The sequence below is a fragment of the Leucobacter chromiisoli genome (assembly GCF_016522505.1).
In the GTDB taxonomy this organism is placed as follows: domain Bacteria; phylum Actinomycetota; class Actinomycetes; order Actinomycetales; family Microbacteriaceae; genus Leucobacter; species Leucobacter chromiisoli.
Window position 1 is genome coordinate 1 of sequence record NZ_JAEHOH010000026.1, and the last position, 21664, is coordinate 21664.

The 21664-nt window shown below is 68.8% G+C and carries 22 protein-coding genes, 1 tRNA gene and 1 pseudogene; 16 read left to right on the forward strand and 8 right to left on the reverse strand.

Going from position 1 to position 21664, the window contains the following annotated elements; genetic code table 11:
* Positions 1 to 114, forward strand: a pseudogene (locus tag JD276_RS14905) (integrase core domain-containing protein); the annotation flags it as partial.
* Between the two features lie 192 nt (positions 115 to 306).
* Here the strand turns inward: JD276_RS14905 and JD276_RS14910 are convergent.
* Both JD276_RS14910 and JD276_RS14915 read right to left on the reverse strand, forming a co-directional pair.
* Complete coding sequence (locus tag JD276_RS14910) at positions 307 to 1002, reverse strand: potassium channel family protein (protein ID WP_200116460.1); 696 nt, start codon at positions 1000 to 1002, stop codon at positions 307 to 309.
* Between the two features lie 23 nt (positions 1003 to 1025).
* A complete protein-coding gene (locus JD276_RS14915; RefSeq protein WP_200116461.1) occupies positions 1026 to 2426 on the reverse strand; it encodes a TrkH family potassium uptake protein in 1401 nt (466 codons plus the stop codon).
* A gap of 271 nt (positions 2427 to 2697) precedes the next feature.
* Between JD276_RS14915 and JD276_RS14920 the strand changes: the two genes are divergently transcribed.
* From JD276_RS14920 to JD276_RS16475, 7 genes are all read left to right on the forward strand, one after another.
* Positions 2698 to 3183, forward strand: coding sequence for a hypothetical protein (locus JD276_RS14920; protein WP_200116462.1), 486 nt, complete (start codon positions 2698 to 2700; stop codon positions 3181 to 3183).
* A gap of 79 nt (positions 3184 to 3262) precedes the next feature.
* Positions 3263 to 4651 carry a Na+/H+ antiporter NhaA gene (gene nhaA, locus JD276_RS14925; protein WP_200116463.1) on the forward strand — a complete coding sequence of 463 codons (1389 nt, stop codon included), beginning with the start codon at positions 3263 to 3265 and terminating at the stop codon, positions 4649 to 4651.
* A 114-nt stretch (positions 4652 to 4765) separates the two neighbouring features.
* The gene (gene arsB, locus JD276_RS14930) at positions 4766 to 5857 is read left to right on the forward strand and encodes an ACR3 family arsenite efflux transporter (RefSeq protein ID WP_233615787.1); all 1092 of its coding nucleotides are present in this window, start codon (positions 4766 to 4768) and stop codon (positions 5855 to 5857) included.
* The gene (locus JD276_RS14935; RefSeq protein WP_200116464.1) at positions 5854 to 6237 is read left to right on the forward strand and encodes an ArsR/SmtB family transcription factor; all 384 of its coding nucleotides are present in this window, start codon (positions 5854 to 5856) and stop codon (positions 6235 to 6237) included. The genes arsB and JD276_RS14935 overlap by 4 nt, the downstream gene beginning before the upstream one ends.
* A 78-nt stretch (positions 6238 to 6315) precedes the next feature.
* Positions 6316 to 6726 carry an arsenate reductase ArsC gene (locus JD276_RS14940; protein WP_443673900.1) on the forward strand — a complete coding sequence of 137 codons (411 nt, stop codon included), beginning with the start codon at positions 6316 to 6318 and terminating at the stop codon, positions 6724 to 6726.
* Between the two features lie 70 nt (positions 6727 to 6796).
* On the forward strand, positions 6797 to 7276 hold the full coding sequence (locus JD276_RS14945; RefSeq protein WP_200116465.1) for a hypothetical protein: 480 nt from the start codon (positions 6797 to 6799) through the stop codon (positions 7274 to 7276).
* Between the two features lie 311 nt (positions 7277 to 7587).
* Positions 7588 to 8232, forward strand: a complete 645-nt coding sequence (locus tag JD276_RS16475; protein ID WP_504739344.1) for a transposase — start codon at positions 7588 to 7590, stop codon at positions 8230 to 8232.
* A 543-nt stretch (positions 8233 to 8775) separates the two neighbouring features.
* Here JD276_RS16475 and JD276_RS14955 read toward each other — a convergent pair.
* Positions 8776 to 8859, reverse strand: a tRNA-Leu gene (locus JD276_RS14955).
* A gap of 278 nt (positions 8860 to 9137) precedes the next feature.
* On the opposite strand from JD276_RS14955, the gene JD276_RS14960 reads away from it, so the two are divergent.
* From JD276_RS14960 to pknB, 7 genes are all read left to right on the forward strand, one after another.
* A complete protein-coding gene (locus JD276_RS14960; RefSeq protein WP_200116467.1) occupies positions 9138 to 9899 on the forward strand; it encodes an FHA domain-containing protein in 762 nt (253 codons plus the stop codon).
* On the forward strand, positions 9896 to 10456 hold the full coding sequence (locus tag JD276_RS14965; protein WP_200116468.1) for an FHA domain-containing protein FhaB/FipA: 561 nt from the start codon (positions 9896 to 9898) through the stop codon (positions 10454 to 10456). The genes JD276_RS14960 and JD276_RS14965 overlap by 4 nt, the downstream gene beginning before the upstream one ends.
* A 2-nt stretch (positions 10457 to 10458) precedes the next feature.
* Positions 10459 to 11721 (forward strand): Stp1/IreP family PP2C-type Ser/Thr phosphatase, encoded by a 1263-nt coding sequence (locus JD276_RS14970; RefSeq protein WP_200116469.1) that lies wholly within the window; start codon positions 10459 to 10461, stop codon positions 11719 to 11721.
* A complete protein-coding gene (locus tag JD276_RS14975) occupies positions 11714 to 13105 on the forward strand; it encodes an FtsW/RodA/SpoVE family cell cycle protein (RefSeq protein WP_200116470.1) in 1392 nt (463 codons plus the stop codon). The genes JD276_RS14970 and JD276_RS14975 overlap by 8 nt, the downstream gene beginning before the upstream one ends.
* The gene (locus tag JD276_RS14980) at positions 13102 to 14583 is read left to right on the forward strand and encodes a peptidoglycan D,D-transpeptidase FtsI family protein (protein WP_200116471.1); all 1482 of its coding nucleotides are present in this window, start codon (positions 13102 to 13104) and stop codon (positions 14581 to 14583) included. Before JD276_RS14975 ends, JD276_RS14980 begins: the two co-directional genes overlap by 4 nt.
* Positions 14580 to 16355, forward strand: coding sequence for a serine/threonine-protein kinase (locus JD276_RS14985; RefSeq protein ID WP_200116472.1), 1776 nt, complete (start codon positions 14580 to 14582; stop codon positions 16353 to 16355). The genes JD276_RS14980 and JD276_RS14985 overlap by 4 nt, the downstream gene beginning before the upstream one ends.
* Positions 16356 to 16419: 64 nt before the next feature.
* Complete coding sequence (pknB, locus tag JD276_RS14990; protein WP_200116473.1) at positions 16420 to 18138, forward strand: Stk1 family PASTA domain-containing Ser/Thr kinase; 1719 nt, start codon at positions 16420 to 16422, stop codon at positions 18136 to 18138.
* Between the two features lie 16 nt (positions 18139 to 18154).
* On the opposite strand, the gene JD276_RS14995 is transcribed toward pknB, so the two are convergent.
* From JD276_RS14995 to JD276_RS15005, 3 genes are read right to left on the reverse strand one after another with little or no spacing between them, the layout of a single operon-like run.
* Positions 18155 to 18790 carry an anthranilate synthase component II gene (locus tag JD276_RS14995; RefSeq protein ID WP_200116474.1) on the reverse strand — a complete coding sequence of 212 codons (636 nt, stop codon included), beginning with the start codon at positions 18788 to 18790 and terminating at the stop codon, positions 18155 to 18157.
* On the reverse strand, positions 18787 to 18942 hold the full coding sequence (locus JD276_RS15000; protein ID WP_200116475.1) for a hypothetical protein: 156 nt from the start codon (positions 18940 to 18942) through the stop codon (positions 18787 to 18789). The genes JD276_RS14995 and JD276_RS15000 overlap by 4 nt, the downstream gene beginning before the upstream one ends.
* Positions 18942 to 19715: a class E sortase gene (locus JD276_RS15005; protein WP_200116476.1), complete on the reverse strand. Its 774-nt coding sequence runs from the start codon at positions 19713 to 19715 to the stop codon at positions 18942 to 18944. The genes JD276_RS15000 and JD276_RS15005 overlap by 1 nt, the downstream gene beginning before the upstream one ends.
* Before the next feature lie 58 nt (positions 19716 to 19773).
* On the opposite strand from JD276_RS15005, the gene JD276_RS15010 reads away from it, so the two are divergent.
* A complete protein-coding gene (locus JD276_RS15010) occupies positions 19774 to 20049 on the forward strand; it encodes a cell division protein CrgA (protein WP_200116477.1) in 276 nt (91 codons plus the stop codon).
* Positions 20050 to 20189: 140 nt separating this feature from the next.
* On the opposite strand, the gene JD276_RS15015 is transcribed toward JD276_RS15010, so the two are convergent.
* Positions 20190 to 21125, reverse strand: coding sequence for a rhomboid family intramembrane serine protease (locus tag JD276_RS15015; RefSeq protein ID WP_200116478.1), 936 nt, complete (start codon positions 21123 to 21125; stop codon positions 20190 to 20192).
* 9 nt (positions 21126 to 21134) lie between these two features.
* Positions 21135 to 21644: a peptidylprolyl isomerase gene (locus JD276_RS15020; protein ID WP_200116479.1), complete on the reverse strand. Its 510-nt coding sequence runs from the start codon at positions 21642 to 21644 to the stop codon at positions 21135 to 21137.
* Between the last annotated feature and the right edge of the window lie 20 nt (positions 21645 to 21664).

The following is a 21664-nucleotide window of genomic DNA, read 5'->3' on the forward strand; positions in this document are numbered from 1 at the left end:
GACAGTGATGCAGCCAGGGCCGAGACGTACGAGGCCTGGCTGCATCACTACAATCATCACCGACCCCATACCGGGATCGGAGGGCTGACCCCGTCAGATCGCGTTCACAACCTCACTGGGAACTACATCGAAGGCTTGGAGCCGCCATCGCGCAACCACGCAGTATCGCCGAGCTCTGCCCTCTCTACCGGGTCGCCGAGCGGAAAAGCGCGACCTCTCGGCGGATGAGCCGGTTCGCCGTCCAGCAAGGGCATTCGATGCTGAACGCTGAGCGGGGCGGTCAGGCCGGCATCGGTTCCTGCGCTCTCAGAGCAGTTGCGCGAACGCCTCGACCCGGGCAGTCGGCCCCACGACGAGAAGCGTCTCGCCTCCACGGAGCACGGTCGAGGCTTCGGCGTTCTGCCAGGCACCGTTCGCCGGGCGGAAGGCGGCGACAGTGACCTGATGCTCGGTGCGGACGCCGGCCTCGCTGAGCGTGACGCCCAGCAGCGCGGCCGGGGCCGCGGTCTTCACCATCGCATAACCGGGTTCGATCTCGACGTAGTCCGCCGCAGCCCCGCGCACGAGGTGCGCGACCCGGCGCCCCATGTCGCGCTCAGGAGAGAGAACGCGGTGCACACCGAGCTGGTCGAGGATGATGGCGTGCTGCTCATCGTCTGCTTTCGCCCACACGACGGGCACCCCCAACTGCAGCAGCAGAGAGGCGGTGAGGATCGAGACCTTGATGTCCGAGCCGACCGCGAGCACGACTCGGTCGAACGAACCGATCCCGAGCTCTTTCAACACGTCGAGTTTGGTGGAATCCGCCCGCACGGCCTGGGTGAGCCGTGCGCTCATCGTCTGCACGATGGTGTCGTCGACGTCGATGCCGAGCACCTCGGTGCCGGTGTCCATCAACTCGAGCGCGAGGGAGGAGCCGAACCTGCCGAGGCCGATCACCGCGACCGAGTCGGCCTCGGCGATCCGGCGGAGCGGCCCCGTTCGCGGGGAGTGCTTCGGCATAAGGAGCCTTTCTCTCAGTGGGGTCACCCGATGATGGGGCGCTCGACGGGGAAAGTGTAGAGCTCACGGCGCTGCCGCACCGCGAGCGCGGACGCGAGCACGATCGGGCCCACTCGGCCGGTGAGCATGAGCGCCGACAGCACGAACTTGCCGAACGCCCCGACCTCTGACGAGATCCCCACCGACAGGCCGCAGGTGGCGAATGCCGAGATCACCTCGAACAGGATCCGGTCGAGCTTCGCGTCGCTCACGATCGTCAGCAGGGCAGCCGCCACGAACACGAGCGTCGCCCCGAGAAATACCACGCTGATCGCGAGCCTGAGGGTGCCGTCGGGTAGGCGTCGACCGAGCGCGTTGGTGTGCCTGGTGCCCTTCGCCTCGGCGACGATCGCGAGAAACAGCACTGCGAGCGTGGTGACCTTGATACCGCCCGCAGTGGAGGCGGATCCGCCCCCGACGAACATGAGCGCGTCGCTGAGCAGCATCGTGGTCGCCGTCGACGACTCCATGTCGACGAGGGAGAACCCGCCCGACCGCAGCATCGTGGAAGCGAAGAGCGCGTGCCCGATCTTCTGCCACCAGGGGGCGCCTCCCACCGTATCGGGGTTGCTCCACTCGAAGACTGCCCATGCCAGCGCGCCGAGCCCGAAGAGCACGGTCGTCGTGATGAGGGTGAGCTTGGTGTGCAGCGTCCACTTGTGCCGCGTCCATCTCGCGCGGATGAGATTGAGGAACACCGGGAACCCGAAACTCCCCACGAACACCCCGACCGCGATGGGAGTGAGTACGAACGGATTGCCGGCGAAGGCTGCGAGCCCGCCGACGTGCGGGGTGAACCCGGCGTTTCCGAATGCCGAAATCGCGTAGAAGATGCCGTGCCAGAGCCCGAGCGGGAACGACTCGCCCGCAGCGATGAACGCCGGCACGAGCACGAGCGCGAGCGCGGCCTCGATCAGGAACGTCGTCGTCACGACGACGCGCAGCAGCCGTCCAACGCCCCCGATGCCGTCGGCCCCGATGCTCTCCTTCGCGAACACCCTGCCCGAGACGCCGAGCTTGCGGGTGACCATCATCGCCAGCAGCAGCGCGATCGTCACCACTCCGAGAGCTCCGGTCTGGATCGCGGCGAGGATCACGACCTGCCCGAACATCGACCAGTGCCCCCCGGTATCGACGGTCGTCAATCCGGTCACCGTCACCGCGGACACCGCGGTGAACAGGGCGTCGGGAAGCTCAGTGAGGGTACCGTCAGCCGACGCCGCCGGCAGCATCAGGAGGCCGGTGAACACCAGTGTCGCCACGGCGAACACCATGATCGCGATTCGTGCCGGGGCGTGCCCTGCCGCGTAACGGGCGCGGGCGCGCAGCCGGAGCGCGAATGCGTGCACCCGCCCCAGCGGGCCGCTCCGCGGATCCGGACTCATCGCGCGGACCCATCGCTTCGTCGCTGGTCTCCCGGTTTCGGGAGGTGTATCGACCAAATCTTCCGGCGCACCGCACCGATGCTACCCCCTTCACCGCGATACGCGTAGACGACGAATCCACGCCCATGACAACGTCGGCGAGATGCGAGACGCGCTGCGGCCCCTTAGGATGGGGAGCCGCTGCCGAGCCCGGCTCGGCGGCGGAGGGTGTGCCGGGAAGTCTGGTCGGCGAATAGCGACGAACGAACCAGAAACCGGAGGTCTCGACGCGTTGAATGCTGCGTATCTCACCCGAGGCGATCCACTCCCGGTCGCCGACGCTCCGCCGGAGCCTCAGCAGACCGACTGCCCACGAGGCCTGTTCTGGGGTCTCGACCTCACGGAGTGCACCACTCGCAAGCAGTCACGCCGCGCGTGGCACAACGCGGTGGCGGCGCTCAAGTCCGAGCTCGACGCGCACCCGGAGATCCGCCGCGTCTGCATCGCCTGCGCGCGGCCGCAGCGCTTCCCGCAGTCGATGTTCGTCGGCCTCCACGAGGGGCTCGCGCTCAAGCTGCACAACGACCTCGAACGCGATCGCGGCCGCTACGTCAACACACTCGTGCTCGACGTCACGGGCTGCGACGACCCCGAGCTGCTGCACGAGCGCCTGCGAGAGGCGCTCTGCACGAAGGCCGCCTGGAGCGACCTCACCCTGACCTGGGAGCAGGTCAGGGACAGCGACGTCCACGAGGCGTGGACCATCGACGCGCTCTGATCGCAACATCCCGCCCCCGTTCCCGCCCGGCCGCAGCTCTGCGCCGGGCCGCTCTCGCCCCGATCCCACACGGAGAACCATGACCGACCACACCAAGCGCGCTCCGCGCTCGTTCCCCCGTTACGGCTCTTTCGCCGAGGCGCGCCGTATCGGCGAGATCCTGCGCAGGGAGACCGTCGGCGGCGTGCTGCTCGTGATCGCGGCCGCGGTTGCGATCGTGTGGGCGAACACGCCCGCCGCCGACGCCTATTTCGCGATCCGCGACTTCGAGGTCGGGTACGAGCCGTGGCATCTGCGGCTCAGCCTGGGCGCGTGGGCGGCCGACGGGCTGCTCGCGATCTTCTTCTTCCTCGTCGGCCTCGAGCTCAAGCGCGAGTTCGTCGCCGGCGACCTGCGCAAGTTCAGCACGGCCGTCGTCCCGATCGCGGCCGCCGCCGGGGGCGTGGCCGTCCCCGCCCTGATCTACGCGCTCATCGTGCGCGGTGAGCCCGGGCTGAGCCAGGGGTGGGCGATCCCGACCGCGACCGATATCGCGTTCGCGGTCGCCGTGCTCGCGATCATCGGTTCGCATCTGCCGAGCGCGCTGCGCATCTTCCTGCTGACGCTCGCCGTGGTCGACGATCTGCTGGCGATCAGCATCATCGCGGTGTTCTACACCGACCGCATCGAGTTGATCCCGCTCGGGGTGGCGTTCGCGGTGATCGCGGTCTACGGGTTCGTCGCTCAGCGGTACCGCGCCTTCCTCGGCAGCCGCCCGTTCGCGGCCTGGGCGATCCTCCTGCCCATCGGGGTCGTGGCCTGGGCCTTCATGCACGCCTCGGGCGTGCACGCGACCATCGCCGGCGTGCTGCTCGGCTTCACGATCCCGGTGCTGCACCGGCGGGGCGCGAGCGGTGCGCTCGCCGGCGAGCGCGGGCTCGCCGAGGAGTTCGAGCACCGCTTCCGCCCACTCTCGGCGGGGCTGGCCGTGCCGGTCTTCGCGTTCTTCGCCGCCGGGGTGTCGGTGGGGGGCTGGGACGGCGTGCAGCGCGCGTTCGCGAATCCCGTCACCCTCGCGATCATCGCCGCCCTGGTGCTGGGCAAACCGCTCGGCATCACCCTCACAACCTGGGTGCTCGCGAAGATCGCGCGCATCCGCCTCGATCCCGCGCTGCGGTGGATCGATATCGTCGGCGTCGGCCTGCTCGCGGGCATCGGGTTCACGGTGTCGCTGCTCGTCGCCGAGCTCAGCTTCGCGTCCGGCTCGCCCGAGCACGACTACGCCAAGGTCGCGATCCTCGCAGCCTCGGTGACGGCGGCGGTGCTCGCATCGATCCTGCTCGGGATCCGCAACCACGGTTACGGCAGGATCCGCGCACAAGAACGCATCGACGTCGACGGCGACGGCATCCCCGACGTGTACCAGCGGGAGGAGCGGCGCGAAGAGTGGTTCAAAGCGCCTCCCGCTTCGCGTCGTCGACGGGAGTAGCCTGACTCCAGCGGCCGTGCATCTCCTTCGGAGCGCAGGGCGTCGAGAATGAACACGCGCATCCGTCTCTGCCGCATATATGCGCCTTGATTCGAGAAGTGTCAATATAGATGCATGTCGAATCAACAGGGAGTCATGACGGCTCCGGTGAAGCGGAAGATATCCGCGCTGGATCGGAGGCTGCCGCTGTGGATCGGCCTCGCGATGATCGCCGGCCTCCTCCTGGGCCGCTTCGTCCCCGGGGTCTCCGACCTCCTCGCCCGCCTGGAGGTGGGCGGAATCTCGGTGCCGATCGCGCTGGGCTTGCTGGTGATGATGTACCCGGTGCTCGCGAAGGTTCGCTACGACAGGATCGCGGGCATCACCGGCGACAAGAAACTGCTCGTGTCCTCGCTCGTGCTGAACTGGCTGATCGGACCCGCACTGATGTTCGCACTCGCCTGGCTGTTCCTGCCCGACCTGCCCGAGTACCGGACCGGCCTCATCATCGTCGGGCTGGCCCGGTGCATCGCGATGGTGGTGATCTGGAACGACCTGGCGTGCGGCGACCGGGAAGCGACCGCCGTGCTCGTCGCGATCAACTCGATCTTCCAGGTCGTCATGTTCGCCGTGCTCGGCTGGTTCTACCTGACCGTGCTGCCGGGTTGGCTCGGACTCGACGCCCAGGGGCTCGAGGTCTCGGTCTGGCAGATCGCGCTGAACGTGCTCGTGTTCCTCGGGGTTCCGCTCGTCGCCGGGTTCGCCTCGCGGTGGATCGGAGAGCAGCGCCGGGGGCGCGCATGGTACGAAGAGACGTTCCTCCCGCGAGTGGGACCGTTCGCGCTGTACGGACTGCTGTTCACCATCGTGCTGCTGTTCGCACTGCAGGGGGAGGCGATCACGACGAACCCGCTGGATGTCGCCCGAATCGCGCTGCCGCTGCTGGTCTACTTCGCGGTCATGTGGTTCGCGGGCCTCTGGTTCGGCAAGAGCATCGGACTCGGGTACGCCCGGTCGGCAGCGCTCGCGTTCACCGCAGCGGGCAACAACTTCGAACTCGCCATCGCCGTCGCGATCGGTACCTTCGGCGCAGCTTCCGGTCAAGCGCTCGCAGGCGTCGTCGGCCCGCTCATCGAAGTACCGGTGCTCGTCGGTCTCGTCTACGTCTCGCTCCGGGCCGCTCGCACCTGGTTCCGCACCGACCCTTATCGAGGAGCCGCATCATGACCGTCGTCCCGGAAACCGGAGAGTGCGCACCGACGACCGCGCACGCGATCAGCTCCGATGCCGCAGCGATGGTCGCAGGCACGCTGAAAGCGATGGCCGATCCGCTCCGGCTGCGGATGCTGTCGGCGATCGCGGCCGATCCGCGCGGAGAATGCTGCGTCTGCGACCTCGCCGAGCTCGCAGACGTGTCTCAACCGACCGTCTCCCACCATCTGAAAGTCCTCAGGGAGGCCGACTTGCTGCTCTCGGAGCGGCGCGGCACCTGGGTCTACTACCGCATCGCCCCGGCGCGACGCGACGCAGTGACGGATCTTCTGAGTACGTTCGCAACCGCCGCAACCCCTGATGCGGGCGAAGTCAATGCACTGACGTCGTCGTGATGATCCGCGACGACGTCGAGGTCCGCGTCCGAACGCTCATCGACCCCTCCCTCACCGATTGAACCGAAGGAAACGCAGATGATGACCGAGCAGAAGCCGTCAGTGCTGTTCGTGTGCGTGCACAACGCCGGCCGCTCCCAGATGGCCGCGGGTTGGCTCCGCCACCTCTCAGCGGGCCGGATCGAGGTGCAATCGGCGGGATCGATGCCCGCCGAGCAGATCAACCCCGTCGCCGTCGCAGCCATGCGCGAGGTCGGCGTCGACATCACCGCCGAACACCCCAAAGTCCTCACCCCCGAAGCGGTCGAAGTCTCGGATGTGGTGGTGACGATGGGGTGCGGGGACGCCTGCCCGTTCTTCCCCGGAAAGCGCTACGAGGACTGGAAGCTCGACGACCCCGCCGGGCAAGGCATCGAAGCGGTCCGACCGATCCGCGACAGCATCAGGATCCGCGTCGAAGCACTGATCGCCGAGCTGATCGCGTGGTGAGGGCAACCCGGCGGCGGTCATGCCGAAACGAGCGGTCCGGCTGACGGGCAGGCCTCGGGTTATACCCTGCGTGGTCCGCAACCACTCCTCCGCTCCCCATGACACCATGGAGAGCATGAACTCGGTCATGGAGGCGCTGGCGCAGCGCATTCGCACCCGAGCCCTGCCAGAAGCCGTGGTGACTCTTGCGCTGCACGGGGGTGCCGCAGTGCATCCCGCACTCGATCTCCACGCGGAACACATCGAACTGACGGGCGAGGATCCGACCTCGGCCGTGATCGCCTTCACCGGGCGGGAGGATCTGGTCCCGCTGTGGATGTCGAGCGCGACTGAGACGGTCTTCTCCGCGGGCAATGGCTCGTTCGAGCTGTGGAGCGCCGAAGACGATGCGGAGCCCTGGGAGCGATGGCCCGACTTCGTCGGTGCGGTGCGATACCTGCTCACCGACCTCTGGGAGTTCGAGGTGACCGATGAGCAGCGTCGTGAAGTCGCCGCGTTACTGCTGCCGCCCGATCGAATCGCGGCGGCGCTGGTGCCGGAAGAGCGCTGAGCACCTTCGGGCTCCCCCGTGCATGCTCCGCGTCTGTAGCATTCCAACGGGCGACTCAGGTCCGGATCGAGCAGGCCCGGTTACCCCGATAACCCATCACCCTCGACCCCATGAACCCATAAAAAGTGGCTCCCGAGTGCGACTCGTTCGTAAACGATAGTGCGCTACAGCGAGGTTGGCCGGGGTCAGGGGTTATAGGCCAGAAAGAGTGGATAGAAACCTCATCTAGCCGCGTGATCACGCGGTAAAACCAGGATCGTCATACCCCGGCACCCTTAACTGTGCCGAATGCTCTGAACTCGACCTCCTGCATGCTATGCGGGGCCAAACTCGTGAAGAACGGGAAACACCCCTCGGGAACACAGCGTTGGCGATGCAGGAGCTGCGGCACCTCGAGCGTTCGGAAACGCCCCGATCTCACCCAGCGTGAGCAACTGCGTGAGTTCGTGTCCTGGCTGACCGGGAAACGCTCGCAGTCCGAGATCGACGGCACCCAGACCGGGCGCTCATTCCGCCGCAGAACGACCTGGTGCTGGGGTATGCGTCCAGCACTGCCGCCCTGCGAGAGGATCTTCCACGCGGTCATGGTCGACGGGATCTGGATCGGATCCTGGTGCCTGCTGATCGCGCTCTCCGACACCGGCCGGGTGCTCGCCTGGCAGTGGTCAGGCGGGGAGACCACCGCAGGCTGGAAAGCGCTCCTCGAACAGATCCCGTCTCCCGGAGTGCTCGTCACGGATGGTGGCAGCGGGCTCCCGTCCGCGCTCCGGCAGGCATGGCCGCACACGCAGCATCAACGCTGTCTGTTCCACTTGCAACTGAACGTGACCCGGCATCTCACGAGGAACCCGCGTACCAGGGCCGGGCGTGCCCTACGCCAGCTCGTCATGCAGTTGAGCGAGGTGTGGGACGAGGACGCCGCGATCTTGTGGCAGCTCCGACTCGATGAATGGTAGCGCGCATTCGGGTATCTCACCCGTGAGCGCACGCTGCTGAGAAACGGACGATTCGGGTTCACCCATGACCGGCTCCGCAAAGCCTGGCTCCTGGTCCGCAACGTCGTCCGGAAAGACCTCGTCTTCACCTACATCACCTACGGGAACCCGCGCACGACCTCCCCGCTGGAGGGCGGGGTGAACGCGCAGCTACGGGATCTGCTCAAGCGTCACCGCGGTATGAGCGAGGAGCATCGCAGGCGGGCCGCGGAATGGTTCCTCACGCTGCACGAACTCTCACTCGACGAGGCACTCAGCACTGCCACCCCGGAGCCGCAGAAGTCACCGCGGAAACCGCGGGAAGAACCTGACGGGCCAGCGCTCTACGACACCGCACTCAGCGCCGAGGAAGGGCTCTGGCTTCGGTCAGGCTGGGCCGGCCGAGGATGAACACGCCCAACCTCATCCACTCTTTTTGGCCTATAACCCGGGGTCAGCACATGGCGCGAAAATGACCCCCAACCCGGTGATCAAAACCCCAGGTCAGAGGCCATTTTCCATTCGTGCGCGAGGGGGGACTTGAACCCCCACGCCCTTGCGGGCACTGGCACCTGAAGCCAGCGCGTCTGCCAATTCCGCCACTCGCGCGTGATATCGCCCGACTTCCTCGCCGTGACAACCCTATGAGCTTATCACCCCGAGCGGTGTTGCACCAAAAGCGGTGCGTTCCGGGCTCTGCCAGGCCGCTCCGAGTAGCATGCGTTAGACATGTCGTATCCGACTGCGTCGTCGATCCTGCCCGGAAACGGGCGGGATCGCCCGGCCGACGGCCCCCGAGAGGGGCCGGATCGTGATGAGCAGGAGCGGGCGGATATGCGCCACATGCACGATACTGAATGCAGCAGAAGCGAAGGAGGTGAGGCGCCGTGGGAATTCTCGACAGCGTGGAGCGGGGACTCGAACGCGCCGTGAACGGGGCTTTCGCCCGCACCTTCCGCTCGGGCGTGCAGCCCGTCGAGATCGCCTCTGCGCTCAAGCGGGAGCTCGACATCGGCTCGGTCATCGTCGACCGCGACCGCGTGCTCGCCCCGAACCGCTTCGTCGTCCGCGTCTCCCCCAAAGACGCGGATCGACTGCACGCGATGGGCGACACTCTCGAGCGCGAGCTCGTCGGCGTGGTCGACAAGCACGCCGCCCGGCAGGGCTATCAACTGCTCGGCGGCGCCGACGTCGAGATCCGATCCGACGAGTCGCTCACCACGGGCGTGCTCGAGGTCGACGCCTCCCGCGTCGACGGGGCGGTCGCGTGGACGCCGGTCGTCGATGTCGACGGCGTGCGCCACGAACTCCGCCGCGGCTCGACCGTCGTGGGGCGCGGCAGCGACGCGGGCATCAGGATCTCCGACTCGGCCGCGTCGAGGCAGCACCTCGAGCTGATCTGGGACGGCTCGGCCGGCCTCGCCCGCGACCTGGGGTCGACGAACGGCTCCAAGATCAACGGCGAGCGCTTCCGCGAGGCCGCTCTGAGCCCCGGCACGGTGATCACCATCGGCCAGACGACGCTCCGTTTCCAGGTCGTTCCGAATCGGACCCGACCGGCGGGCTCGTCGCAGGCCCAGCAGCCCTCCCGCCCGGCCGCCCGCGGCGACGCCCCGAGCATCGACCAGGATTTCTGGAGGGGCATGTGAGTGAACTGACCCTGATGATCCTGCGCATCGGCTTCCTGCTGCTGCTCTGGTTCTTCATCTTCGCGATCGTCTACGCGCTGCGCAGCGATCTGTTCGGCGCCCCGGTCCGGCGCATGCGGGGCGACGGCGCCCCCGGCACGCAGACGCCCCCGGCGGTGCAGGCCGTGCAGGCGGCCCCCCAGCAGACCTCGGCGCCGCCGCGATCCCCGCAGCCGCAGGCCCCGCCCTCGGCCGGCCCCGGCCTCCCGTCGGCCGGGGGCTCCGGGCCGGCGAGGCACCTCGTCATCACCTCGGGCGTGGCGAGCGGCACCTCGATCCCCCTCGACGACGACGTCGTCACCATCGGCCGCAGCGCCGACTCCACCCTCGTCATCGTCGACGAGTACACCTCGACCTACCACGCCCGCCTCAACCGGTCGGGCGACAACTGGACCCTCACCGACCTCGACTCCACCAACGGCACCAAGGTCGACGGCACCAAGGTGACCTCGCCCGTTCCGCTGCCCACGTTCGCGCCGGTCACGATCGGCACCACGACGTTCGAGCTGAGGCCCTGAGCGTGACGGTCGCCTACGCAAGCGCCATCGGCTCCCACGTCGGAATGGTGCGGTCCAACAACCAGGATTCCGGCTTCGCCGGCGACCGCCTCTTCCTGGTCGCCGACGGCATGGGCGGCCACGCGGGGGGCGACGTCGCCTCCGCCCTCACGACCAAGGCGATGGCCGAGCTCGACGCCGAGTCGACGGGCACCCCGGAGGAGAGCGCCCGCCTCCTCCGGAAGCGCCTGATCGAGACGAACCGCATGCTCCGCTCGACCGTCGGCGAACGCCCCGAGCTCTCGGGCATGGGCACGACCTTCAGCGGCTTCCTCACCGTCGGGGATCAGCTGGCGCTCGCCCACATCGGCGACTCCCGCCTCTACCTGCTGCGCGACGACAAGCTGCAGCAGATCACGAAGGATCACACCTTCGTGCAGCGCCTCGTCGACAGCGGCCGCATCACCGAGGAGGAGGCGAAGACGCACCCTCGCCGCTCCGTGCTGATGCGCGTGCTCGGCGACGTGGACTCCTCCCCCGAGGTCGACACCAAGATCCTCGACACCCGGCCCGGCGACGTCTGGCTGCTCTGCTCCGACGGCCTCTGCGGCTACGTGGAGGAGACGGACATCGAGAAGATCATGCGCCGCGGCCAGCCGCTGCAGCGCACCGTCGACGACCTCATCGACAAGGCCCTCTCGCACGGCGCGCCCGACAACGTCACCGTCGTGCTCGTGGAGGCGAAGGAGGCGAACGCCGAGGACACGCAGGAGCTGCCGCCCGGGCCCCGCTTCGCCGGATCCGCGGCCTCCGAGATCCCCGGCGGCGAGCCCGTCAGCACGGCGCGCACCCGGCTGCTCGGCCGTAAGCGGGTCGTCCGCCGCGTGCAGCCGGTCGCCGAGAGCCACTTCGAGCCCCGCGTCGACGAGTACCTGGCCGAGCTCATCGCCGAGACGAAGCGCCGCAACCGGCGCAGGCGCCTGCTGTGGCTGCTCGGCGTCGTCGGCATCCTCGCCGCGCTCACGGGCGCCATCGCCCTGGGCTACCAGTGGACCCAGACCCGCTACTTCGTCGGCGTCGGCACCGAGACCGAGACCGTCGTCATCTATCGCGGGGTGCAGCAGAGCGTCGGCCCCTTCTCCCTGCACTCGGTCGCCGAGGACACGGGCATCCCCGTCGAAGACCTCGACGGCCTCGGGCAGCGCCAGGTCGAGCGCACGCTGAGCGCCGGATCGATCGAGGAGGCCCGCGACATCGTGACGCGCCTGGGGGTGGACGATGAGTGAGCCCCGCGCCTTCGCGAAGACCCGCACCAGCGAGACCGTGCTGCAGCGCATCACCGCGCTCCGCGCCCCGCGCCTGCTGCGCGGCCTCGAGCTCGCGCTGCTGATCTTCGCGCTCGCGATCGGCATCGGCGCCGTCGTCATCGTCGACCTCACGGTGCAGGGCCGCATCACCGCCGCGCTCGTGCCCACGGGCTCCGCGTTCGTGCTCGCCGTGCTCGCCCTCCACATCGTGGTGCGCCGTGTGGCCCCCGACGCCGACCCGCTGATCATGCCCATCGCGGTGTTCCTGAACGTGCTCGGCATCGCCATGATCTACCGCCTCGACCTCGCCGGGGGCAGCACGGGCTGGGGCGCGGACTCGATCCGTCAGCTCGTGTGGTCGACGCTCGCGCTCCTCGCGGCGATCGCGGTGCTGGTCGTCATCCGCAACCACCTCGTGCTCTTCCGCTACACCTACCTCATCGGTCTGGGCGCGCTGCTGCTGCTCCTGCTGCCGATGCTGCCCGGGATCGGCGCCACGATCAACGGCGCCCGGGTGTGGATCCGGCTCGGCGACTCCTTCTCCTTCCAGCCGGGTGAGATCGCGAAGATCCTGCTCGCCACCTTCTTCGCCGGGTATCTCGTGCGCAACCGCGAGGCGCTGTCGATGGTGGGCAAGAAGTTCGCCGGCATCCGCTTCCCTCGGGGCCGCGACCTCGGCCCGCTGCTCGTGTTCTGGCTCGCCGCGATGTCGGTGCTGGTGTTCCAGCGCGACCTCGGCACCTCGCTGCTCTACTTCGGCCTGTTCCTGTCGATGCTGTACCTCGCGACGGGGCGGATCGGCTGGATCGTCCTCGGCGTGGGGCTGTTCCTCGCGGGCGGGATCATCGCCAGCCAGACCCTCTCGTACGTCAAGGTGCGCTTCGACAACTGGCTCGATCCCTTCGCCGACCCCTACAACGCGGGCAACCAGATGCTCAACGGGCTCTTCGGCATGGCGAACGGCGGCATGACGGGCACGGGCCTGGGCCAGGGCTTCCCCGACCTCACCCCGCTCGCGCACAGCGACTACATCATCCCGAGCCTCGGCGAGGAGCTGGGCCTCATCGGCCTCTTCGTGGTGCTCGCCGCGTACCTGCTGCTCGTGGGCCGCGGCCTGCGCATCGGCTTCGCCGGGCAGGACGACTTCGGCAAGCTGCTCGCCGCCGGCCTCTCGTTCACGATCGCCCTGCAGGTGTTCGTGGTCGTCGGCGGCGTGACCCGCGTGATCCCGCTGACCGGCCTGACCGCTCCGTTCCTCGCGTCGGGCGGCTCGTCGCTCGTGTCGAACTGGATCATCATCGCGCTGCTGATGCGGCTGTCGAACTCGGTGCGCAACCGACCCAAGCTGGTGATCCGCTCATGAACAAGCAGCTGAAATTCATCTCGCGCACCGTCTTCGGGATGTTCCTCATCCTGTTCTTCTCGGTGACCATGATCCAGTTCGTCTCCGCCGACGAGCTGCGCTCCAACGAGCTCAACGCCCGCACGGTCATGAACGGCTACAAGATCGAGCGGGGCTCGATCCTCGTCGACGGCGAGCCCATCGCGTACTCGACGCCGAGCGGCGACGAGTACCGCTTCGTGCGGCAGTACTCCGACGGGGCGCTCTACGCCCCGATCACCGGTTACTTCTCGCACTCGCAGGGCATGACGGGCATCGAGTCGTCGATGAACCGGGATCTCTCGGGCACGGGCGACGCGCAGTTCTTCACGCGGATCATGCAGACCCTCACCGGCGTGGAGCCCCAGGGCAGCTCCGTGGAGCTCACGATCGACGCCGCGGCGCAGCAGGCCGCCGCGACCGCCATGGAGGGCTTCGAGGGGGCCGTCGTGGCGATCGACCCCTCGACGGGCCGGATCCGCGCCCTCTACTCGACGCCGAGCTTCGATCCGAACACCCTCTCCTCGAACAGCGACGCCGAGATCATCACCAACTATCGGCAGCTCGAGGAGGATCCCTCGCAGCCGCTCCAGAACCGCGCCACGGGGGGCGACCTCTACCACCCGGGATCCGTGTACAAGCTCGTCACCGCGGCCGCCGCTATCGAGAGCGGCGCCGCCACCCCGAGCACGGAGTTCGACAACCCGACGCAGCTCTCCCTCCCCCAGTCGTCCGCAGTGATGCACAACTCGACCCGGCAGGCCTGCGGAACCGGCGCGAAGGCGACCCTGCAGCAGGCGCTCGTGTTCTCCTGCAACATCCCGATCGCCGAGATGGCGATGGGCATGGATCGCAACGAGGTGTCCGAGATGGCGAACGCCTTCGGCTTCGGCCAGGACATCACGATCCCGAACCCCGTCACCCCGAGCGAGGCGCCGGCGCCCATGGACGACGCCCAGGTCGCGCTGTCGTCGATCGGCCAGCTCGACGTCAGGGTCACGCCGCTGCAGATGGCCATGGTCTCCGCCGGGATCGCGAACGACGGCGAGGTGATGACGCCGCAGCTCGTGGACCGCGTCATCACCCCCGATCTGCGGGTCGAGAAGGAGTACGCGCCCGAGACGTTCAGCCAGCCGATCTCGCAGGAGACGGCCGACGCGCTGACCGGCATGATGGAGCACGGCGTGTCGGACCCGGGGGCGTATGCTGCGAACGCGGCCATCCCCGGGGTGCGCGTGGCCGGCAAGACCGGGACGGCGGAGAACGGCACGGACGACGCCGGCAACGAGCGCCCCTACACGCTCTGGTTCACGGGCTTCGCCCCCGCGGACGACCCCGAGATCGCGGTCGCGGTCGTGATCGCCGACGGCGGCGGCGAGGCCTACGGATTTGAGGGGGGTTCGTACGAACTCCCCACGGCAGTCGGAAAACAAGTAATGGAAGCGGTGTTGAGCGAATGAGACCAACGGCAGGAGTCACGTTCGGCGGACGCTACGAGCTGAGCTCGAGGATCGCCGTCGGTGGCATGGGCGAGGTGTGGAAGGCGACCGACAGCATCATCGGCCGCACCGTGGCCATCAAGATCCTGAAGGACGAGTACATGGGCGACCCGGGGTTCCTCGAGCGCTTCCGCGCCGAGGCCCGGCACGCGGCGCTCGTGAACCACGAGGGCATCGCCAACGTCTTCGACTACGGCGAGGAGCAGGGCTCCGCCTACATCGTGATGGAGCTCGTACCCGGCGAGCCGCTGTCCACCATCATCGAGCGCGAGGGCCGCCTGCCGTCGGACCGCGTGCTGGGGATCGTCGCCCAGACCGCGACCTCGCTGCAGGCCGCGCACGACGCCGGCCTCGTGCACCGCGACATCAAGCCGGGCAACCTGCTCATCACCCCCGAGGGCCGCGTCAAGATCACCGACTTCGGCATCGCGCGCATCGCCGACCAGGTGCCGCTCACCGCGACCGGTCAGGTCATGGGCACGGTGCAGTACCTCGCCCCCGAGCAGGCGAGCGGCCACACCGCGACCCCGGCCACCGACATCTACTCGCTGGGCGTGGTCGCCTACGAGTGCCTCGCCGGGAAGCGACCGTTCACGGGCGAGTCGCAGGTCGCCATCGCGATGGCGCAGATCAACGACACCCCGCCGGATCTGCCCGAGGACGTGCCGGCCCCCGTGCGCCGCCTGGTGATGGCCTGCCTCGCGAAGGACGCCGACGGGCGCCCGAAGACGGCCTCGAAGCTCGCGCAAGCCGCGACCGCGCTGCACCGCGGCGACATCGCCCTCGCCGCGAGCTACGTGCCGCAGATCGTGGACGGCGGCGCCGCCGACGCCACGACGATGCTCCCCCAGACGCAGGCGGACGACGCGGCCACCACCGCGCTGCCGCAGACGACCGCGCTGCCCAGCACCTCGCAGCTCGACGCCGTGGACGGGGAGACCGCTGACGACGCCGCGGCCGAGGACGGGCAGAAGAGAAAGAAGAAGCGGAACCCGTGGACGTGGCCGCTCATCTCGCTGCTCATCCTGCTGCTCGTGATCGGGGGCGGCACCGTCTTCGCCCTCATGAGCGGCCAGGACCAGGAGGAGCGGCCCCGCACGACGACGCCGACGGAGACGCCGACCCCGACGGAGGAGCCCGAGACCACCGGCGTCGTCAACCGCGACGAGCTGGTCGGCAAGAGCGTCGACGAGGCGCAGGGGATCCTGATCGGGCTCGGCTTCACCGACGTGCGCACCCAGGCCGGCAACGCCGCGCCCGACGATCAGGTGAACCTCGTCACCGACGTCTCCCCCACCGGCCCGAGGGTGCCGTTCGACGAGCCCATCATCCTGACCTACAACGTCGCCTTCGACGAGCTGGCGGCGCCCGCCGCGCCCACCGGCAACAGCAGCGTGGAATCGGGTCGCTCGGTCGGCCTCAACCTCGCCGCCAACAGCTGCCCGGCCGGCCTGACGTTCGGCGGGTACAACGTGGTGGTCGACGGCGACGGCACCCTCGGCAGCGTCTCGGGATCCACCGCGAACATCAACGCGAACCAGCTTGAGGCCGGCGCAGCGGACGGCACCATCACCGTCACCTACACGATCACCTGCTCGGGCAGCGGTGTCACCCGCGTCTCACCGTCCTCCGCCCCCGCCACGATCACCGTCAAGGCGCCCGCGGACAACAGCGGCGGCAACGGCAACGGCGGCGGCGGTGGGAACGGCAACGGCGAGGACGAGGGCAACTGAACCGCCGGCGGGGCGCAGGCTGAACGTCGGCGCCCCGCCCACCCCATAAACTGGAGGAAGTCCCATGAGCACGGAAGAGGTGACTATGCCCGAGTCGGCAGGAGACGGCGAGCAGCGCATCCTCGCCGGCCGATACGCCGTCGGCGAGTTCGTCGGCCAGGGCGGAATGGCCACCGTGTACCGCGGGACCGACACCAAGCTCGGGCGTCAGGTCGCCATCAAGATCATGAAGGCGAACCTCGCGGGTGACGACCAGTTCCGCGAGCGCTTCCGTCAGGAGGCCCAGTCGGCCGCCCGCATGGCGCACCCGACCATCGTGCGGGTGTTCGACGCCGGCGACGACCTGATCCAGACCGCCGACGGCGCCCAGCGGCTCCCCTTCATCGTGATGGAGTACATCGAGGGCACCAACCTGCGACAGCTCGCCTCCGAGGGCAAGCTGTCGCAGACCGAGGCCTGCCGCATCGTCGACTCCGTGCTCACCGCGCTCGAGTACTCGCACCGCGCGGGCATCGTGCACCGCGACATCAAGCCGGCGAACATCATGATCACGTCGTCGGGCCAGGTCAAGGTGATGGATTTCGGCATCGCCCGCGCCGTCTCCGAGACCTCCTCGACCCTGCAGCAGACCACCGCGATCCTCGGCACCGCGGCCTACTTCTCGCCCGAGCAGGCCAAGGGCGAGACCGTCGACGCGCGCACCGACCTCTACTCCACGGGCGTGCTGCTCTACGAGCTGCTCACCGGGGACGTGCCGTTCCGCGGGGACACCGCCGTCGCGGTGGCCTACCAGCACGTGAGCGAGCGGCCGCAGGTGCCGAGCGAACGCGAGCCCGAGGTCACGGCCGAGCTCGACCGCGTGGTGCTGCACTCGCTGGCGAAGGATCGCGCCCGGCGCTTCCAGTCGGCCTCCGAGTTCCGCGAGGCCCTGCGCCTCGCCGCCTCGGGCACGATGCCGAAGCTCGCCACGCAGGCGCAGCAGGACACGGTGCTCTTCTCCGGCGGCGAGGAGGTCTCGGAGTCGGATCTCGCCCTGCGGCAGCTCGCCGAGGGCGGCGGCGGCCCGCGCACCCAGAGCCGGCCCCCCGTGCTGTGGACCTGGGCCGCGATCCTCACCGTCGGCGCCGTGATCGTCGCCGTCGTGTTCTGGCTCGTCACCCTCGCCCCGCAGCAGTTCGCCCCGCAGAACTCCCGGGCCGTGCCCGACCTCGTCGGCACCGACGGCGAGGCGGCGCTCACCGCGCTGCGCGATCTCGACCTCATCGCGCTGCCCGTCGAGCAGGTCGACGAGCAGGTGCCCGCCGGCGATGTCATCTCCACCGACCCCGAGGCCGGAACCCGGGTCGGCGTCGACGAGACGATCCGCGTCTACATCTCGACGGGCCCCGAATCGGCGGAGGTTCCGGACATCGACCGGATGAGCCTCGAGGAGTACACGAACGCGGTCGAGGATCTCGGCCTCGTCGTGGGTCTCGTGGAGCAGCAGGACGACCCGGTCGAGGTCGAGGGGCGCGTGCTCGCCGTCAGCCCCGAGCCCGGCACGCGACTCGAGTCGGGCGAAAGCGTGTCGCTCACCGTCGCGAGCGGCAAGGTGCTGATCCCCGAGGTGCAGACGCAGAGCCTGGACGCGGCGAAGTCGCTGCTCAGCGGCCTGGGGCTCGACCTCAAGGTCACCCCGCGCAACACCTGCCCGCAGGAGCCGAACTTCCCGATCATCGAGCAGACCCTCGTGGGCCAGCAGCCGCAGGGCTCGGCGCTCGAGATCACCTACTGCTCGGGCTGAGCCGCCCCCCGGGGGCCTACGCCTTCAGCAGCGGCGAGAGCGACCTGGCGATCTCTGCCGCGTTGGGCAGCCCGACGACCCGCAGCCAGTTGCCCAGCTGCTGGTAGCCGCCCTCGGTGAGCACCGACTCCGGGTGGTACTGCACGCCGTAGATGGGCCGTTCGCGGTGGCGGAGCGCCATCACGATCCCGCTCCCGGTCTCGGCGGTGACGATCAGCTGATCCGGGATCGTGGAGCGCACCACCGCGAGCGAGTGGTACCGTGTCGCGTCGAACTCGGGGGCGACGCCCTCGAAGAACGGATCGCCGCCGTGGCGGACGCGCGAGATCTTGCCGTGCATCAGCTCCTCGGCGTGGGTCACGGTCGCTCCGAGGGCCTCGGCGATCGCCTGGTGCCCCAGGCAGACGCCGAGCAGCGGGATCCCGGTGCGCAGCGCGAGGTCGACCATCGGGATCGAGACGCCGGCGTCGGCGGGGGCGCCGGGCCCGGGCGAGACGAGCACGCCGTCGAAGCGCGCCGCCAGGTGCTCGAGCTCGCCCACCGACACCTCGTCGTTCCTGATGACCCGCGTCTCGGCGCCCAGCTGCTGCAGGTAGCCGTTGAGCGTGTAGACGAAGCTGTCGTAGTTGTCGATGACCAGGATGTTCGTCATGAGACCGTCGACTCCTCTTCGGGCAGGTGCAGTGCGACCCAGGGGTACACGTAGGTGATGACAACGTACACGAGCGCCGCGAGCGCCGCGACCAGCACGATGACCCTCAGCCACGCGGGGCCGGGGAAGAAACGCCAGATGAGTGAGAACACTAGCTCGCCGCTCCGTTCAGCTCGGGGTTCAGTTCGAGGAGCTCCGCCGGCGGCCCGTCCGCGCGAGGCTGGAAGCCCTCGAACACCGAGTAGGCGATCGCCCGCTCGTCGCTGCCCGCCCACTTGGGGTGGCAGGTGGTGAGGGTGAGGATCTGGTCGGTGCCGGGCACGCCCTCGAGCCGGGGGAAGGGGTTGACCACGTCGCTCTGGTCGGGCAGCACGTACTCCAGCGAGCGGAAGCGGTAGGTGTACCAGCCGTCGGCGGTCTCGACGAACAGCGGATCCCCGACCCTGAGGTTCATGATCTCGCGGAAGCCGTTGATGAAGGGGCCCGACCGGTGCGAGGCGATGGCGAAGTTGCCCGGCTCGCCCGGCATCTGGGTGGTCGGGTAGTGGCCGATCCCGCGCTCCATGTCGTTCAGCACGAGGTTGTAGTCGGTGCCCTCCGCGATGCGGTTCGCGAAGGTCGTGCCGAAGGAGGGCACGTGCAGGATCGCGAAGACGTCGAGCTCGGCCGGCACCGGGGTCACCGGCACCGTCCCCGTATAGGGGCGCTGCGCGGCGGCCCGCTCCCACTCCGCCGAATCGAGGGCGGAGAGCTCCTTCTGCTTCCCGGTGACGACCACGCCCGTGTGCCACGGCTGCCAGACCATGTAGCCGAAGACTCCGAGGCCGCCGAGCAGGAGCAGCTCGCCGATCACGGTGAGCGGGCTCAGCCTGGCCCTGCGGCGCCTGCGCGCGCGCCGGCCCGGTGTCGCGGCAGAATCCAGCATTCCCTCATTCTAAGCGGCCTCTCTGAGTCCGAACGGAGTTGCCGGTAGACTCATAGCCATGGCAGCAGCTGGAAAAGACGTGAGCAAGCGCAAGTCCTCCGAGGTCTCGAAGGACCGGGCCGAGGTGGCGGCGACGCGCAAGGATGCGCCGAACCCGGTGTGGTTCAAGCCCGTGATGTTCGGCTTCATGCTGCTCGGTCTCGTCTGGATCGTGCTGTACTACATCACCAGCTCGTCGCTGCAGCTGCCGATCCCGCAGCTGGGCCAGGCGAACATCTTCGTCGGCTTCGGCCTGGTGCTGGTCGGCTTCCTCATGACCCCGTGGTGGAAGTAGCCGCGGACGCTGCTGCAGCCTTCGCCCGGCTCGCGAGAATCACACCGGTGTAATTCCTCCCCAGGCGGGGATAACCCTGTGGATAACTCGAAGGCCCCCGGAGATCTCCGGGGGCCTTCGGCGTCGTTCGGGGGCGGCCGCTAGATCGGCAGCGCCACGAGATACGCGCAGGTGAGCAGGGCCAGCAGGATCCCGAGCGCGCTCAGGCCCGCGATCTGGACGCTCCGCCTCCGCGGGCCCCGCGTCGCGACGAGCAGCCACATCGTGAGCGCTCCGACGACCATGCCGCCGAGGTGGGCCTGCCACGACACGTTCGTGCCGGGCAGCAGGCCGATGCCGAAGTTGACCGCGATCAGCACCGCGAGCGAGGTCACGTTCACCCTCGCCGCCCTGAACGCCACCAGCGTCGCGGCCATGATGCCGAAGATCGCGCCCGATGCGCCGACGGTGGGGGTGCCGATCGTGTAGGGATCGGCGTAGACCCAGAACATCACGCCGAGCGCCCCGCCCACACCCGAGAACAGATAGAGCAGCAGGAAGCGGGTGCGCCCGATCATCTGCTCGAGATTGCGGCCGAAGATCCAGAGCGCGAGCATGTTGAACAGGATGTGCAGCAGGAACCCCACCGAGTGGGTGAACATCACCGTCACGAGCCGCCAGGGCTCGAAGCCGATGCCCGCGGCCGTCAGCTCGGGCGGCAACGAGTACACCGGCGCGTACCAGAGCGCCGCGGTCACACCGTCGGCGCCGAAGTAGTGGCTCGCCAGCTGGGCGAGGAACACGACGAGGCTGACCGCGATGATCCCGTAGGTGACGACGGGGGTGCCGTCGGCCGCGAAGCGCCGGCCGGTCACGCGCGCCGCGCGGGAGGCTCGCTGGGCCGCGCCCGGTCGCGCCTCCCGCACGCAGGAGGGGCACAGCACGCCGACGGGCGAGGCGACCTGGCACTCGGGGCAGATCGTCCGCCCACAGCGCTGGCACAGGGTGAAGCTGTGCACCCGGGGGTGGCGGTAGCAGACGTCCTGCGGCCCGTACTCGACGCGCTCCCCGTACGCGGGGCCGGATCCGTTCGCCACCCCGTGCGCCTAGGCCTCGACGACGTCGACGCCGGTGATGACGACGTCCTCGACCGGGCGATCCATGGCGCCGGTCTGCACGGCCGAGATCGCGTCGACGACCTCCTTCGAAGCGTCGTCGGCGACCTCGCCGAAGATGGTGTGCTTGCCGTTCAGCCAGTCGGGAGCCGTCGTGGTGATGAAGAACTGCGACCCGTTCGTGCCGGCGAGGCGGCCGGTGAGGTCGGGGCGCTTGCCCGCGTTGGCCATCGCCAGCTGGTAGGGCTGGTTGAAGACGAGCTCGGGGTGGATCTCGTCGTCGAAGGTGTAGCCCGGGCCCCCGGTGCCGGTGCCCGTGGGGTCGCCGCCCTGGATCATGAAGTTGGGGATGATGCGGTGGAAGATCACATCGTCGTAGAACCCCTTCTGGGCGAGGTCGACGAAGTTCTTCACCGTCTTCGGGGCGTGATCGCCGAAGAGGTTGAGTACGATATCGCCGTGGTTGGTGTGAATGGTCGCGACCGCAGTGTGAATGCTCATGGCCCCAGTCTATGATCCGC